This is a genomic window from Agromyces sp. NPDC056965 (assembly GCF_042673425.1).
Taxonomy (GTDB): Bacteria; Actinomycetota; Actinomycetes; order Actinomycetales; family Microbacteriaceae; genus Agromyces.
Genome location: NZ_JBHURI010000019.1, coordinates 39,478 through 54,015, shown reverse-complemented (window position 1 = coordinate 54,015; position 14,538 = coordinate 39,478). Strand labels below are relative to the sequence as shown.

Genomic DNA, 14,538 nt, shown 5'->3' with positions numbered 1-14,538 from the left:
GCCGCGCGGCAACCGCTCGCTAGTTGCCGCCCTCGGTGAGTTCGACCTCGATCGGTTCGAAGCCCTCGCCGGTGACGTCGACGCCGTCGGCCTTCAGCTCGTCGAGCGCCTTCGTTATCCACTCGTTCGACCAGGCCGACGCCGGCGGCTCCTCGGTGATGGGGCTCGCGCCCGACTCGTTGACGGCGCTGAGCGCGCCCTTCACGGTCGCGTCCCACGCGGACTCGTCGATCATGCCGATGCCGTCGGGCGCCGGCCAGATGAGCTTGTTCGTCTCGTTGACCATCCAGAGCTCGTGGCTCGGACCCCAGCCGGAGCCCTCGGCGATCGTGATCTCCGACGCCTCCTCGGGGTTCTCCGCGGCGTAGATCCAGCCCTTGATGACGGCCTTCAGGAACGCGACCGTCGTGTCCTGGTAGGCCTCATCGCTCTCGAGGCGCTCGGTGTCGGCCCAGATCGCGTCCTGCAGCATGGCGCCGACCGTGTCCTGGTACGAGATGACGTTGAAATCCTCGGGCTGGTAGAGCTCGCCCGTGTCGGGGTTCGGCGTCTCGAGCAGCTGCGCGTACTCGTTGTAGGTCATCGCCTGGGCCGCGTCGATGTCGCCCTGCAGGAAGGCGTTCATGTTGAAGTCCTGCGTGATGATCTGCACGGTCGAGGAGTCGAGGCCCTCCGCGGCCATCGCCGCGAAGATCTCCCACTCGTTGCCGAAGCCCCACGAGCCGATCTTCTTGCCTTCGAAGTCGGCGACGGAGTCGATGCCCGAGTCGGCCCACGACACCTGCAGGGTGCCCGACTTCTGGAAGATCTGGGCGATGTTGGTGAGGTTCGCGCCCTGCTCGATCGAGCCGAGCACCTTCGGCACCCAGGCGATCGCGTAGTCGACGTCGCCATTGGCGAGCGCGTCCTGCGGCACGATGTCGCCGCCCGAGGGGATGATCTCGACATCCAGCCCCTCCTCTTCGAAGTAGCCCTGGTCGACGGCCGCGAAGTAGCCGGCGAACTGGCCCTGCGGCAGCCACTGGAGCTGGAGCTTCACCGAGGTGAGGTCGCCGGAGCCCGACGCGTTGTCGGATGCGCCGTCGGACCCGTCGCCGGATCCCGAGCATGCGGTGAGGACGAGCGCCGCCGAGACGGCGAGCGCGCCGCCGATCGTCGCGAAGCGACGTCTGCTGTGGTTCATGTCGGTCCTTTCGTTTGCGGTGCGATGGTGTGGGTTGGTGCGTTCCGTCGGGTCGCCGATGGCGACGGCCGAGGCCTGGCGTCAGGGGCTGCGCTGCTCCCGCGGTCCGCGACGCTGCAGCAGCCGTTCGAGGCCGAGCGTCGCGAGGTAGAAGAGGAGGCCGAGGGCGATGGATGCCACGACGTACGCCCAGGCCCGGGCGTAGGCGCTCGATGCGGCCGACGTCGAGATGAGCCCGCCGAGGCCGCCGCGCGGCCCGCCGAAGTACTCGGCCACGAGCGCGGAGATCACGGCGAGCGACGAGGCGATGCGGATGCCGGTGAGGATGAACGGCCGCGCGGTCGGCAGGGTGAGCGTGCGCAGCACCTGGCCGGAGCTCGCGGCGTACGCCTTCATCAGGTCGCGATGCACGGGCGTCGTCTGCCGGAACCCGCGCAGGGTGTTGATGAAGACCGGCACGAACGAGGCGAGTGCGGCGATCGCCTGGCGCCCGAACTGGCTGTCGGCGCCGAACATCGAGTTCAGCACCGGGGCGAGGGCGACGATCGGGATGACGGCGAGCGAGGCGACGACGGGCGCGCTCATGCGGTCGATCGGCCGCCATCTCGCGGCGAGCGCGGCGACCGCGATGCCGAAGATCGAGCCGACGATGAGGCCGAGCAGGGCGTTGGTGCCCGTGAGCAGCGTCGCCTGCACGACCGACGGCCAGTAGGCGATGAGCTCCTCGACGATCGACGCGGGGCTCGGCAGAAGGTAGTCGCTGACGCCGACGACGCTCACGAGGAACTGCCACACGCCCAGCACGATGAGGCCGACCGAGATCGGGGCGACGATGCGCAGCGTCGTCTCGGTTCGGGGGCTCATGCCCGTGCGCGCGACGACGGTCGACATCAGCGGTTCTCCACTCCGCGCGCGCCCGCCGCGACCGGCGAGCCGCCGTGCAGCGCCTCGCGCACCGCGGTGACCATGTCGAAGAAGCCGCGCTCCTCGCGGAGCTCCTCGGTGCGGGCGGCCCGTTGCGCGTCGGCGCCGAGGCGCATCGGCACGATCTCCTGGATGCGGCCGGGGCGCGGCGACATCACGACGACCCGATCGGAGAGGAACACCGCCTCGGGGATGGAGTGCGTCACGAAGACGACGGCCGCGCCGGTCTCGGCCGAGATGCGCACGAGTTCGGTCTGCATCTTCTCGCGCGTCATCTCGTCGAGCGCGCCGAACGGCTCGTCCATGAGCAGCAGCCGCGGCTGCTCGGCGAGCGCGCGGGCGATCGCCACGCGCTGCTGCATGCCGCCCGAGAGCTGGTCGGGGTAGCGGTCGGCGAAGTCGGAGAGGCCGACCATGTCGAGCAGTTCGGCGACTCGAACGCTGCGAGCACCGCCGCTCCGATCCTGCCGAGAAGATGGCGCGCCGTGCAGTTCGAGCGGCAGCGCGACGTTGCCCGCGACGGTGCGCCACGGCAGGAGGCCCGCCTGCTGGAAGGCGATGCCGTACTCCTGGTCGAGCCGCGCCTGCTTCGCCGTCTTGCCGAAGACCGAGACCCGGCCGGCACTCGGCTGGTCGAGATCGGCCACGAGGCGCATGAGCGTGGACTTGCCGCAGCCGCTCGGGCCGATCAGCGAGACGAACTCGCCGGGCGCGACCGTGAGATCGACCGCGTCGAGCGCCTGCACCTGGCCGGATCGGGTCTCGAAGACCTTGTCGACCCCGCTGATCTCGACTGCGCCGACCTGCACCCCTGCGGGCGTCGCGTCCGTCATGCCGCCTCCTCCGTTCGTCGGTAGTTCCTGAGGATCACGCCGAGGAGCGCGACCGACCCCGCGGCCACGAGCCCGAGCACGATCGAGCCGAAGATCGGCCCCCACGCCTTCGCCGGGTCGCCCGACGCCTGCCCCGCGAACTGGATCAGGATGCGGCCGATGCCGCCCTGCAGGCCCGTCGACACCTCGGCCACGACGGCGCCGATCACCGCGTTCGCGGCACCGAGCCGGAGCGCGGGCAGCAGGTAGGGCACGGATGCCGGGAAGCGGAGCTTCACGAGCGTCTGCCAGTAGCCGGCGGCGTAGGTCTGCATGAGCTCGGTGTGGATGCGGTCGGGAGACTGCAGGCCCTTCAGCGCACCGATCGCGATCGGGAAGAAGGCGAGGTAGCTCGCGATGAGGGCGACCGACATCCAGTCCTGCCACTCGAACGAGCCGATCTCGACGCGCGAGCCCCAGCTCTTCACGACGGGCGCGAAGGCGATGAGCGGCACGGTCTGGCTGAGCACGATCCACGGCAGCAGCCCCCACTCGGCGATGCGCCAGCGCTGCATCACGAGTGCGAGGCCGATGCCGACGACGACGCCCACGAGCCATCCGGCCGCGGCGATGCCGAGCGTCGTGAGCGCGGCGAGCGCGACGACGCTCCAGAGCGGCAGCGCGTCGTCGGCCCGGGTCACCGGCGCGGCGAGGCGCGCGCCCATGTCCCAGACGTGGGGCATCGCGAGGTCGGTCGTGCGCGGCAGCACCCGGAGGCCGCCGAGCACCACGCCGTCGGCCGGCCCCAGCAGCTTGTAGCCCTCCCAGACGAGCGCGATGACGAGGATGCCGGCGAGGCCCCATGCCCAGCGGCCGAGCTCGCGGCCCGCCCGCCCCGGGCGACGCGGCGCTCGCGGACCCGACGGCGGCGCCGCGGCATCCGTCGCCCTCGTCTCGCGCACGCCGGTCTCGATCATGCCTTCGCCGTGAGGTGCTCGGAGAGCGCCGGGATCACGGTCTCGCCGTAGACCCGCAGCGTCTCCTCCTTGTTGTCGTGCTGGAGGTAGCCGGCGAACTGGTCGACGCCGAGCGCCTTCAGCCGCTCGAGCTTCTCGATGTGCTGGTCGGCGGTGCCGAGCACGCAGAACCGGTCGACGATCTCGTCGGGCACGAAGCTCGTGTGCACGTTGCCCGTGCGGCCGTGCTCGTTGTAGTCGTAGCCCTCGCGGGCCTTGATGTAGTCGGTGAGCGCATCGGGCACCGCCCCGTGCGCGCCGTACTTCGCGACGATGTCGGCGACGTGGTTGCCGACCATGCCGCCGAACCAGCGGCACTGATCGCGCATGTGCTCCCAGTCGTCGCCGATGTACATGGGCGCGGCGACGCAGAACTTGATCGACATCGGGTCACGACCGGCGGCCTCCGCCGCGTCGCGCACATGCTTGATCATCCACTCGGCGATGTCGACGTCGGCGAGCTGCAGGATGAATCCGTCGCCCACCTCGCCCGTGAGCTTCAGCGCCATCGGGCCGTACGCGGCGACCCACACCTCGAGCTCCGAACCGTGGCTCCACGGGAACTGGAGCTGCGAGCCGTGGTACTCGACCGGGCGGGAGTTGGCGAGCTCGCGGATCACGTGGATCGCTTCGCGGAGCTCGGCGATCGTCGTCGGCTTGCCGTTGGTGACGCGCACCGCCGAGTCGCCGCGGCCGATGCCGCAGACCGTGCGGTTGCCGTACATCTCGTTGAGGGTCGCGAAGATCGACGCCGTCACCGTCCAGTCGCGCGTCGCCGGGTTGGTGACGAACGGCCCCACCTTGACCTTGCGGGTCTCGGCGAGGATCTGGCTGTAGATGACGTAGGGCTCCTGCCAGAGCAGGTGCGAGTCGAAGGTCCACACGTGCGTGAACCCGTGGTTCTCGGCGAGCTTCGCGAGCTGGATGGTGCGCGATGCCGGGGGGTTGGTCTGCAGGACCGCTCCGAATTCCATCCGTGCTCCCTTCCTTCGTGTCGGGTTCTGCGTCGGCGCGGCGCCGGCGTCGGATGAGGACTGCGTCAGATCAGGTACTGGCTGAGGCCGCGCCTCAGGAACCGGCCGTCGCCCTTCGCACCGAGGTACTGGTCACCGTCGACGATGACCTTGCCGCGGCTGAGGACCGTGTCGACGTGGCCGTCGATCTCGTAGCCCTCCCACGCGGAGTAGTCCATGTTCATGTGGTGCGTCTTCTCGAGCCCGATCGAGGTGTGGCCGTTCGGGTCGTAGACGACGATGTCGGCGTCGGCGCCCGGCTGGATGACGCCCTTGGTGCCGTACAGCCCGAACATGCGGGCGGGCGTCGTGGACGTGAGCTCGACCCAGCGCTCGAGGGTGATCTCGCCGGTGACGACGCCCTGGTACATGAGGTCCATGCGGTGCTCGATCGACCCGATGCCGTTCGGGATCTTGCGGAAGTCGCCGAGGCCGAGCTCCTTCTGGTCCTTCATGCAGAACGGGCAGTGGTCGGTCGAGACCATCTGCAGGTCGTTCGTGCGCAGCGCCTGCCACATCGAGTCCTGGTGGCCCTCTTCACGAGAGCGGAGCGGCGTCGAGCAGACCCACTTCGCCCCCTCGAACGAGCCCCACTGCTCGCCCTTGGCGCCCAGCTGGTCTTCGAGGCTCAGGTAGAGGTACTGCGGGCAGGTCTCGCCGTAGACGTTCTGGCCCTTGTCGCGCGCCCAGGCGAGCTGCTCGACGGCCTGCTTCGCCGACACGTGCACGATGTAGAGCGGGGCGCCCGTGAGCTTCGCGAGCATGATCGCGCGATGCGTGGCCTCCTCCTCCATCTCCCAGGCGCGGGCGACGCCGTGGTAGAACGGGTCGGTGCGGCCCTGCTCCACGAGCTGGGCCGCGAGCACGTCGATCGCCGGGCCGTTCTCGGCGTGCATCATCGTGAGCATGCCGGTGTCACGCGACACCTGCATGGCCTTCAGGATCTGGGCGTCGTCGGAGTAGAAGACGCCCGGGTAGGCCATGAACATCTTGAAGCTCGTGATGCCCTCGTCGGGCAGCCGCCGCAGGGTCGCGAGCGACGCCTCGTTCACGTCGCCGACGATCTGGTGGAAGCCGTAGTCGATCGCGCAGTTGCCGGCCGCCTTCTCGTGCCACGCCGCGAGCCCGTCCTCGATGCGCTGCCCGTAGGTCTGCACCGCGAAGTCGATGATCGAGGTCGTGCCGCCCCACGCGGCCGCCCGGGTTCCGGTCTCGAAGGTGTCGGATGCCTCGGTGCCGCCGAACGGCAGCTGCATGTGGGTGTGCGCGTCGATGCCGCCGGGGATGACGTACTTGCCGGTCGCGTCGATCACCCGGTCGACGGATGCCGCGACATCCGTGCCCAGCACTGCGGCGCCCGGCTCGAGCACGGCGCGGATCGTCTCGCCGTCGACGAGCACATCGGCGGCGGCGCGACCGGTCGCACTCACGACGGTGCCGCCGGTGATGAGGGTGGTGGTCATGTTCGCTCCTTCGCGTGGCTCGTCGGGTTACGGCTTGGGGATGGAGGTGTAGGAATCGGGGCGGCGGTCGCGGTAGAACTGCCAGGCGTTGCGCACGTTCCGGATCATGTCGAGGTCGAGGTCTCGCACGACGACCTCCTCGGCGGACTCCGAGCCGTACTCGCCGACGATGTTGCCCTGCGGGTCGACGAACTGGCTCTTGCCGTAGAAGTTCACGGCGAGGTCGCCGTACTCGTTGTCTTCCAGGCCGACGCGGTTGGCCGCGGCCACGAAGTAGCCGTTCGCGGCGGCGGCGGCCGGCTGCTCGATCTCCCAGAGGCGGTTCGAGAGACCGGGCTTCGTCGCGTTGGGGTTGAAGACGATCTGCGCGCCGTTCAGGCCGAGCTCGCGCCAACCCTCGGGGAAGTGCCGGTCGTAGCAGATGTACACGCCGATCGGGCCGACGGCCGTGTCGAACACGGGGTAGCCGAGGTTGCCGGGGCGGAAGTAGAACTTCTCCCAGAACTTGTCGAGGTTCGGGATGTGGTGCTTGCGGTACGAGCCGAGGATCGTGCCGTCGGCGTCGACGACGACGGCGGTGTTGTAGTAGACCCCCGGCTGCTCCTCCTCGTAGATCGGCAGCACCATGACCATGCCGAGCTCCTTCGCGAGCTGGGCGAAGCGCTGCACGATCGGGCCATCGGCCGGCTCGGCGTAGTCGTAGTACTTCACGTCTTCGGTGATGCCGAAGTACGGGCCGTAGAAGAGCTCCTGGAAGCAGATGACCTGGGCGCCCTGCGCCTTCGCATCGCGGGCGAACTGCTCGTGCTTGTCGAGCATGGACTCCTTGTCGCCGGTCCAGGTCGTCTGCGTGATGGCCGCTCGGACGATCGTCATGTTGCCTCCTGAGTCGGTCGGCGTCATTGCCGTGCACTCGATGGGCGTGGAACGGAGGTGCTCACCGGGTGGTGCTGTGACGCCGAGGCTGTGCTCGCGGACCGCTTCGTCCGGAGCTCCCGAACGGGTGCGCGACCCGTTCTGTTATTGTTCGGCGTGAACATTTCTCTTGTGTTTCACACTGTGACGTTGTGGTTACTTATCTTGTCCCTCACGTCGTGAGGAGGCAATGGTCGTGTCAGGTATTCATGTGAATGGATCACGAATGACGGCGGTTCGACTGGAGGGCGCGGAGCTCATCGCGCTCGCGGAGTTCGGCGAGACGACCCCGCGCGGCATCGCCGGGGTGATCGCGCGGCTCGTGAACTCGGGCGAGCTGGCCGCCGGCACTCGGCTGCCGACCGTGCGGGAGCTCGCGAGCGAGCTCGGCGTCAGCCCGGCGACCGTGAGCCAGGCCTGGCAGGCGCTCTCGCGCACCGGGCTCATCGAGTCGCGCGGGCGTGCCGGCAGCTTCGTGCGGCCGCTCTCGCAGGGCTGGCTGGCCCCCCGCATGCGCGGCATGGCCGCCCCGAACGACCCCGTGCGCCTCGACCTCTCGCGCGGCACGCCCGACCCGCTCCTGCTACCGGCCCTCGGCCCGGCGCTCTCCCGGGTCTCGGCGCGCGCCGAGACAGGCAGCTACCAGGCCGAGCCCGTGATCCCGGGGCTCGCCGCGGTGCTCGCCGACTCCTGGCCGTCGGACGTCGAGACGATCATGGTCGTCGACGGCGCCCTCGACGCGATCTCGCGCACCCTCGACGAGGTCGTCCGCTACGGCGACCGGGTCGTCGTCGAGAGCCCCGGGTTCCCGCCGTTCCTCGACCTCCTCGACCTGCTCGGCGCCGAAGCCGTGCCGGTCGCGGTCGATGAGGCAGGCATGACACCCGAGGGGCTCGCCCGGGCGCTGCATCAACAGCCCGTCGCGGTGCTGCTGCAGCCACGGGCGCAGAACCCCACCGGAGCGTCGATGACGCTCGGCCGGGCCGAGGCGCTGGCGCGGGTCATCCGCTCGGCCGAACGCGCCGGCGACGTCGTCGTCATCGAAGACGACCACTCGGGCATGATCTCGACCGCCGGCGACGTGACGCTCGGCACGTGGCTCCCCGAGCAGGTCGTGCACGTGCGCAGCTTCTCGAAGTCGCACGGCCCCGACCTCCGCATCGCCGCCGTCGGCGGCCCCCGCGACCTCGTCGACCGCATCGCCGCCCGGCGCATGCTCGGCCCCGGCTGGACCTCGCGGATGCTGCAGACGATCCTGCTCGACCTGCTCACCGACGGCACCTCGCTCGACGACGTCGCCGAGGCGCGGCGGCAGTACTTCACGCGGCAGCGCGCGCTCGGCGACGCCCTCCGGGAGCGCGGCGTGCCGGTCGCGGCGGCCGACGGCGTGAACCTGTGGATGCCGGTGCTCAGCGAGCGCTCGGCGCTCGTGCAGCTCGCGGCGTCGGGCATGCGAGTGGCGGCGGGCACGCCGTTCCTCGCGGCGTCGGGCAACGGTGCGGCGGGTGCGGGCAACGGGCGCTCACGCCCCGGCGGCGACTTCGTGCGGGTCACCGTCGGCATGGTGCGCGATGACGTCGACGAGGTCGCCGATGCGCTCGCGACGGCCGCGCAGCACGTCGTGGCTGGCGGGTACTGACCGGGGCGCCTCGGCGAGGACCGGCCGCGCCTATTCGCCGAGAATGAGCAGGATGTCCCGGAGCCGGGCGGTCTCGGCCGGGCCGAGCGACTGTTCGATCCGGGCGTTCGCCTCGGCCGATGCCACGACGGCTGCCCGACAGAACTCGGCTCCGCGGCGATCCAGTCGCACGATCGTGGCGCGCTGGTCGGTCGGGTCGGACTCCGTCGTGACGTAGCCGGCCGCGGCGACGGTGCGCACGAGGGCGCTCATGGCCTGGCGGCTGATGCCGGCTCGGGCGGCGAGCGTCGAGACCCGGGTCCCCTCGGGATCGAGCGCGGAGAAGACGGCGACATGAGCCTGGTGCACGTCGCCGAAGCCCCGCTCGGCCAGTCGCTCGAAGATCGCAGCCGTCAGCGTTCGCGAGACCGCGCCGATCGTGTGGGTGAGATCGAGGCGGCTGGCCTCGTCGAACTCGCGCAACGCGTCACCGTACATAGGCAACCTCCTTGACAAGATAGGCAACCCGGTTGACTATTAACGCAACCCGGTTTCCTACCGGCGATCCTCCCAGATTCGAGGTCATCGATGTCAGACACGATCGCGGTTCCCGCGCTCGGCGACGCGCTTCCGAACATTCCGGTGGTCGATGCGGCGGGCGCCGCCTCTCGCGTGATGGACGACCTCGGCGCTCGCGGCGCGGTCGTGTTCTTCATGCGGTCGAGCACGTGCCCGGTCTGCCGCGCGCACGTGCGCGAGCTGCAGCGGATGTCGGATGCCGGCCTGCTGCGCGGCGCACGTGGAATCGTCATCACCCCGGGCAGCGCGGCGGAGGCCGCAGAGGTCGCCCGGCGCACGACACTCGACGTGTTCGCGTCGGGTGAGCATCACCGCGACGTCGGACTCGGCCGATTCCTCTCCCTGCAGCACAGCGGCACCTTCGTCGTCGACGGCAGCGGCCGCGTGCTCGCGCAGCGGACGAGCGCCCTTCCGACGGCGAGCTTCTCCCGGCGCGAGATCCTCAGCGCACTCGACTGATCGAGGCGCCCGTCACGACTTCGCGCCGCCCGGCACCCTCGCGTAGTGGTCGGGGCTCATCGTGAGCTCGGCGTGGCCCGCCGTGATCGAGCGCAGGTCGAGCACGTAGCGGCCGAGTTCGGCCTCCGGCACGTTCGCCACGATGCGCGCCCGGCCGTCACCGACCACCTCGGTCGTCGTGACCCGCCCGCGTCGGCCCGACAGGTCGGTCAGCACCGTGCCCTGCAGCTCGCTCGGCACCGTCACGGTCACGAGCGAGACCGGCTCGAGCAGCACCGTGCCCGCCTCGGCGAGCGCCGCCTTCACGCCGATCGACGCGGCCGTGCGGAAGGCCATGTCCGACGAGTCGACCGAGTGAGACTTGCCGTCGACCAGCTCGACCCGCACGTCGACCACCGGATGCCCCTGCGGCCCGCCCGCCGCGAGGGCATCGCGCGCGCCCTTCTCGACGGCCGGGATGTACGAACGCGGCACGGCGCCGCCGACGACGGAGTCGACGTACTCGAACCCGCCGCCGAGCGGCAGCGGCGTGACCCGCAGCTGCACCACGGCGAACTGGCCGTGGCCGCCCGACTGCTTCTTCAGCCGCCCCTCGACCTCGGCCCGGCCCGCGATCGTCTCCCGGTAGGCGATCGGCGACGGCGAGGTCGTGACGTGCACCCCGAACACGCGGGCGAGCCGCTCGATCGCGACGGCGACGTGCGTGTCGCCGAGCCCGCGGAGGATCGCCGCGCCGCCCGTGCGGTCGATCACGAGCGTGGGATCCTCGGCGACGATGCGGCCGAGCGAGGCCATGAGCTTCTCGTCGTCGGACTGGGTCATCGGCTCGAGGCTCACCGCGTACACCGGGTCGCGCCGCGGCAGCGCAGCCGGCTGCGCGGTGCCGTTGGACCGAGTCCACAGCAGCGTTCCCGACGGCGACCCCGTGAGCTTGGCGACCGCTCCGACGTCACCGGCGCGCAGCACGTCGGCGGGCAGGTGCTCGGCTCCCCGCAGCCGGAAGAGCCCGTGCAGTCGCTCGTCTGCGCCGGTCGTGGCGTTGGTCAGCCGGTCGCTCGGGTGCACGACGCCGGACAGCACCTTGAACGTCGACACCTGCCCGACGAACGGGTCGGCCACGGTGCGGAAGACGTGCAGCAGGGTCTCGCCGTCGGGGTTCGGGGCGACGGCGACCTCCGTGCCGCCCATCACGATGCGGCTGTCGTGCTCGAGCGCCGACGGCGCCAGCGCGCACACCAGATCGGCGACCCGATCGACGCCGGTGCCGGTCACCGCGGAGCACACGACCACCGGGATCGCCGCACCGGTCGCCACTTCACGGGCGAGGGTGCGCTCGAGGTCGGATGCCGCGGGCTCGCGCCCATCGAGGTACGCCTCGAGCTGCTCGTCGTCGTGCGACACGATCTCCTCGGTCACCTCGACGTGCAGGCGATGCTCCTCGGCCTCGACCGCCGGAGGTAGCGATTCGTCGTGATGGCGCCCCGCCTCGTCGTAGACGAGGGCCCGCTCGCTGAGCACATCCGCGAGCGCCGTGAAGTCGTGCTCCTCGCCGAGCGGCAGCTCGAGCGCCACGAGGCGATCGCCGAACGCCTCGCGCAGCTCGTCGAGCACCCGGCGGAAGTCGGCGCGGGCCTTGTCCTCCTGGGTGATGACGATGATGAGCGGCACCCGCGCCGCCTGCGCGGCGGCCCAGGCGGATCGCGTGCCCGCGGTCACGCCGTCGATCGCGCTCACGGTCAGCACCGCGGCATCCGCCACCGCCAGTGCCGTGTCGAGGCCGCCGATGAAGTCGGGATGCCCCGGCGCATCGGCGAAGGTCATGGCGTGCTCGCCGCCGTCGGGCGCGGTCCACGCCAGGTGCGCGAGCGAGAGCCCGAGGGACATGCCCCTCGCGATCTCCTCGGGCTCGTGGTCGCCGATGGTGGTGCCCTGCTCGACGCTGCCCGCGCGCGGGATCGCGCCGGCGCGCAGCAGGAGCGCTTCGAGCAGGGTCGTCTTGCCGGAACCCGCTCCGCCCACGAGGGCGACGGTCCGGTGGGTCGGGGTCGATGCCGAGTTCATTGGGCCTCCCGCGCCGGTGCGGTGCTGTCCGTCCAATGGTGTACCCGGCGGGCGATGAGCGCCAGCCCTCGGCGGGCCGCAGTCCGCGGTCAGGCCGGGATGAACCGCACCCCGGCGCGCTCGAGCCCGCGCATCGCCGGCGACGCCGCATCGGCGTCGGTCACGACGCCGGCCACCTCGTCGAGCGGCAGCACGCGGTAGGTCGAGGCGGCGCCGATCTTCTCGGTGCTCGCGAGCACATAGGTCTCGGCGGCCGACCGGGCGAGTGCGCGCTTCATCGCCGCCTCCTCGGCGTCGCCGGTCGTGAGGCCCGCCTCGGCGTGCACTCCGGTGACGCCGAGGAAGAACAGGTCGGCGCTGACGTCCCGCAGCGCCTCGACGGCGATCGCGCCGCACGTGACCATCGAGTGCCGGTAGACCCGACCGCCGATGAGCTGCAGCTCGACGTGCTCGTGCTCGGCGAGCGCCACGGCGATCGTCGGGCTGTGGGTGATGACCGTCGCGTGCAGCGAGCGGGGCAACGCGCCCACGAGCGCGAGCGTGCTCGTGCCGCCGTCGAGCAACACGGTCGCGCCGGGCTCGATGAGGGCTGCGGCCGCCGCCGCGATGCGGTGCTTGCTCTCGGGCTCGATGCGGGTGCGCGCCTCGTACGGCGAGGTGGCCGGCGACGAGGGCAGCGCTCCCCCGTACACGCGCTGGCAGAGGCCCGCCGCCGCGAGCTCGCGGAGGTCGCGGCGGATCGTGTCCTCGGAGATGCCCAGATCGGCCGCGGCGTCGGCGGCGACGATGCGTCCGTCGCGCTGCAGCCGTTCGAGCAGCAGTTCACGGCGTTGCGCGGTAAGCATGCACGTTCCTCCTTGTTTCTACACATTCTTGCACGTTATGGTGGCCGATATGTCGAAACCACTGCTCATTCTCATCGCCGGCCCCTACCGCTCGGGCACCGACGGCGACCCCGCACGCATCGCCCGCAACCTCGAACGCCTCGAGGAGGCCTCCTGGCCGATCTACGAACGCGGACACGTGCCGATGATCGGCGAGTGGGTCGCGCTGCCCATCCTGCGGGTCGGGTCGACGGATGCCTCGGGCCCTGACGCATCCCTCGACGACGCAGCGCCCGTCGAGGGCGACGTGATGTACACGACCGCCCACCGCCTGCTGCAGCACTGCGACGCCGTGCTCCGCCTCGAGGGGGCCTCGCACGGCGCCGACCAGGACGTGCGGATCGCCGAGGCGCGCGGCATCCCGGTGTACCGCTCGATCGACGAGATCCCGGTGCTCGCCGCCGCAGCCGACGCCGCCTGATCGCCGGACCACTCGTATCGCACGGGACCGCCGATAGCCCGGGTCCCGTGCGATACGAGTGGTCTCGAGCCGTCGGCGTGATCCGTCGTCGACGTAGGCTTGCCAGGTGCAGATCACGGTGCTCGCGGGCGGAGTCGGAGGCTCGCGCTTCGTGCGCGGCGTGCGAGAGGAGTGCGCTCGGCGCTGGCCCGATGGCGACGGGGGCACCGAGGCATCCATCACCGTGATCGTCAACACGGGCGACGACATCTGGCTCGCGGGCGTGCGCCTCATGCCCGACTTCGACTCGCTCCTCTACTCGCTCGCGGGCGTCAACGACACCGAACGCGGTTGGGGTCGGGCGGGCGAGACCGAGCGCGTCGCCGCCGAACTCCGCGAGTGGGGCGTCGGCTGGCCGTGGTTCACCCTCGGCGACCTCGACCTCGGCACGCACCTCGCGCGCACCGCGTGGCTGCGCGAGGGCGCGGCGCCGTCCGAGGTGGCGCGTCGCCTGCAGTTGCGCTGGCCGCTCGGCGTGCACCTCATCCCGGCGACCGACACCGAGGTCGACACCGACGTGCTCGTGGCAGACCCCGACAAGCTCGACGGCGAGCGCGAGATGCACTTCCAGGAGTGGTGGACGCGCTACCGCGCCACCCTCCCCGCGATCGCATTCCGCCAGCGCAATATCGCGGCGGCCCGCCCGGCGCCCGGCGTCGTCGAGGCGATCGTCGGGGCCGACATCGTGCTCGTCGCCCCGTCGAACCCGGTCGTCTCGATCGGCACCATCCTCGCCGTCCCCGGCATCCGCGAGGCGCTCGCCGAGACCTCGGCACCCGTCGTCGGCGTCTCGCCGATCATCGGCGGCAAGGTCGTGCGCGGCATGGCCGACGCGTGCCTGCCCGTCATCGGCGTCGAGACGAGCGCCGAGGCGGTCGGCCGGCACTACGGTTCCCGGTCGACGGGTGGTCTGCTCGACGGCTGGCTCGTCGACGAGGCGGATGCCGCAGCAGTCGCGCCCCTCGAGGAGATCGGGCTCACCGCGGCATCCGTGCCCCTCTGGATGCGCGACCTCGACACCTCGGCCGATCTCGCCGGTGCGGCGCTCGACCTCCCGGTCTAGGATGGTGGCCGACCCGCCGATCTGGATCTGATCGGCGTGTGCGGCCCGGCATTGGGCTGCGAGTCCCCGACGACGTCGGTGTCCTGCT

14 protein-coding genes are annotated in these 14,538 nt (G+C 71.0%); 4 read left to right on the top strand and 10 right to left on the bottom strand.

Annotated features, from left to right (window positions below; all coding sequences use genetic code 11):
• Positions 1-19: 19 nt before the first annotated feature.
• The 7 genes from ACFTQE_RS07135 to ACFTQE_RS07105 all read right to left on the bottom strand — a co-directional run bounded on the left by ACFTQE_RS07135 (position 20) and on the right by ACFTQE_RS07105 (position 7,287).
• Positions 20-1,183, bottom strand: a complete 1,164-nt coding sequence (locus tag ACFTQE_RS07135) for an ABC transporter substrate-binding protein (protein ID WP_376924385.1) — start codon at positions 1,181-1,183, stop codon at positions 20-22.
• Positions 1,184-1,264: 81 nt separating this feature from the next.
• The gene (locus tag ACFTQE_RS07130; RefSeq protein ID WP_376924384.1) at positions 1,265-2,074 is read right to left on the bottom strand and encodes an ABC transporter permease; all 810 of its coding nucleotides are present in this window, start codon (positions 2,072-2,074) and stop codon (positions 1,265-1,267) included.
• Positions 2,074-2,940: an ABC transporter ATP-binding protein gene (locus tag ACFTQE_RS07125; RefSeq protein WP_376924383.1), complete on the bottom strand. Its 867-nt coding sequence runs from the start codon at positions 2,938-2,940 to the stop codon at positions 2,074-2,076. The genes ACFTQE_RS07130 and ACFTQE_RS07125 overlap by 1 nt, the downstream gene beginning before the upstream one ends.
• Positions 2,937-3,896, bottom strand: a complete 960-nt coding sequence (locus tag ACFTQE_RS07120; RefSeq protein WP_376924382.1) for an ABC transporter permease — start codon at positions 3,894-3,896, stop codon at positions 2,937-2,939. The genes ACFTQE_RS07125 and ACFTQE_RS07120 overlap by 4 nt, the downstream gene beginning before the upstream one ends.
• Complete coding sequence (locus ACFTQE_RS07115; protein ID WP_376924381.1) at positions 3,893-4,909, bottom strand: TIGR03842 family LLM class F420-dependent oxidoreductase; 1,017 nt, start codon at positions 4,907-4,909, stop codon at positions 3,893-3,895. Before ACFTQE_RS07115 ends, ACFTQE_RS07120 begins: the two co-directional genes overlap by 4 nt.
• A 65-nt stretch (positions 4,910-4,974) precedes the next feature.
• Positions 4,975-6,411 (bottom strand): dihydropyrimidinase, encoded by a 1,437-nt coding sequence (hydA, locus tag ACFTQE_RS07110; RefSeq protein ID WP_376924380.1) that lies wholly within the window; start codon positions 6,409-6,411, stop codon positions 4,975-4,977.
• Positions 6,412-6,438: 27 nt separating this feature from the next.
• Complete coding sequence (locus ACFTQE_RS07105; protein WP_376924379.1) at positions 6,439-7,287, bottom strand: nitrilase-related carbon-nitrogen hydrolase; 849 nt, start codon at positions 7,285-7,287, stop codon at positions 6,439-6,441.
• A 265-nt stretch (positions 7,288-7,552) separates the two neighbouring features.
• Between ACFTQE_RS07105 and ACFTQE_RS07100 the strand changes: the two genes are divergently transcribed.
• Positions 7,553-8,965, top strand: coding sequence for an aminotransferase class I/II-fold pyridoxal phosphate-dependent enzyme (locus ACFTQE_RS07100; protein WP_376924378.1), 1,413 nt, complete (start codon positions 7,553-7,555; stop codon positions 8,963-8,965).
• A 30-nt stretch (positions 8,966-8,995) separates the two neighbouring features.
• Here ACFTQE_RS07100 and ACFTQE_RS07095 read toward each other — a convergent pair whose 3' ends face one another.
• The gene (locus tag ACFTQE_RS07095; RefSeq protein WP_376924377.1) at positions 8,996-9,442 is read right to left on the bottom strand and encodes a MarR family winged helix-turn-helix transcriptional regulator; all 447 of its coding nucleotides are present in this window, start codon (positions 9,440-9,442) and stop codon (positions 8,996-8,998) included.
• A 90-nt stretch (positions 9,443-9,532) separates the two neighbouring features.
• Here ACFTQE_RS07095 and ACFTQE_RS07090 point away from each other — a divergent pair, with 90 nt between their 5' ends.
• Entirely contained in the window at positions 9,533-9,982 is a 450-nt protein-coding gene (locus tag ACFTQE_RS07090; RefSeq protein WP_376924376.1) for a redoxin domain-containing protein, read from the top strand.
• A 12-nt stretch (positions 9,983-9,994) separates the two neighbouring features.
• Here ACFTQE_RS07090 and ACFTQE_RS07085 read toward each other — a convergent pair whose 3' ends face one another.
• Both ACFTQE_RS07085 and ACFTQE_RS07080 read right to left on the bottom strand, forming a co-directional pair.
• Positions 9,995-12,043, bottom strand: coding sequence for an elongation factor G (locus tag ACFTQE_RS07085; protein ID WP_376924375.1), 2,049 nt, complete (start codon positions 12,041-12,043; stop codon positions 9,995-9,997).
• Between the two features lie 89 nt (positions 12,044-12,132).
• Positions 12,133-12,888: a DeoR/GlpR family DNA-binding transcription regulator gene (locus ACFTQE_RS07080; RefSeq protein ID WP_376924374.1), complete on the bottom strand. Its 756-nt coding sequence runs from the start codon at positions 12,886-12,888 to the stop codon at positions 12,133-12,135.
• 49 nt (positions 12,889-12,937) lie between these two features.
• Here ACFTQE_RS07080 and ACFTQE_RS07075 point away from each other — a divergent pair, with 49 nt between their 5' ends.
• Positions 12,938-13,348, top strand: a complete 411-nt coding sequence (locus ACFTQE_RS07075; RefSeq protein ID WP_376924373.1) for a DUF4406 domain-containing protein — start codon at positions 12,938-12,940, stop codon at positions 13,346-13,348.
• Between the two features lie 106 nt (positions 13,349-13,454).
• Positions 13,455-14,450, top strand: a complete 996-nt coding sequence (cofD, locus tag ACFTQE_RS07070) for a 2-phospho-L-lactate transferase (RefSeq protein WP_376924372.1) — start codon at positions 13,455-13,457, stop codon at positions 14,448-14,450.
• The last annotated feature ends 88 nt before the right edge of the window (positions 14,451-14,538 follow it).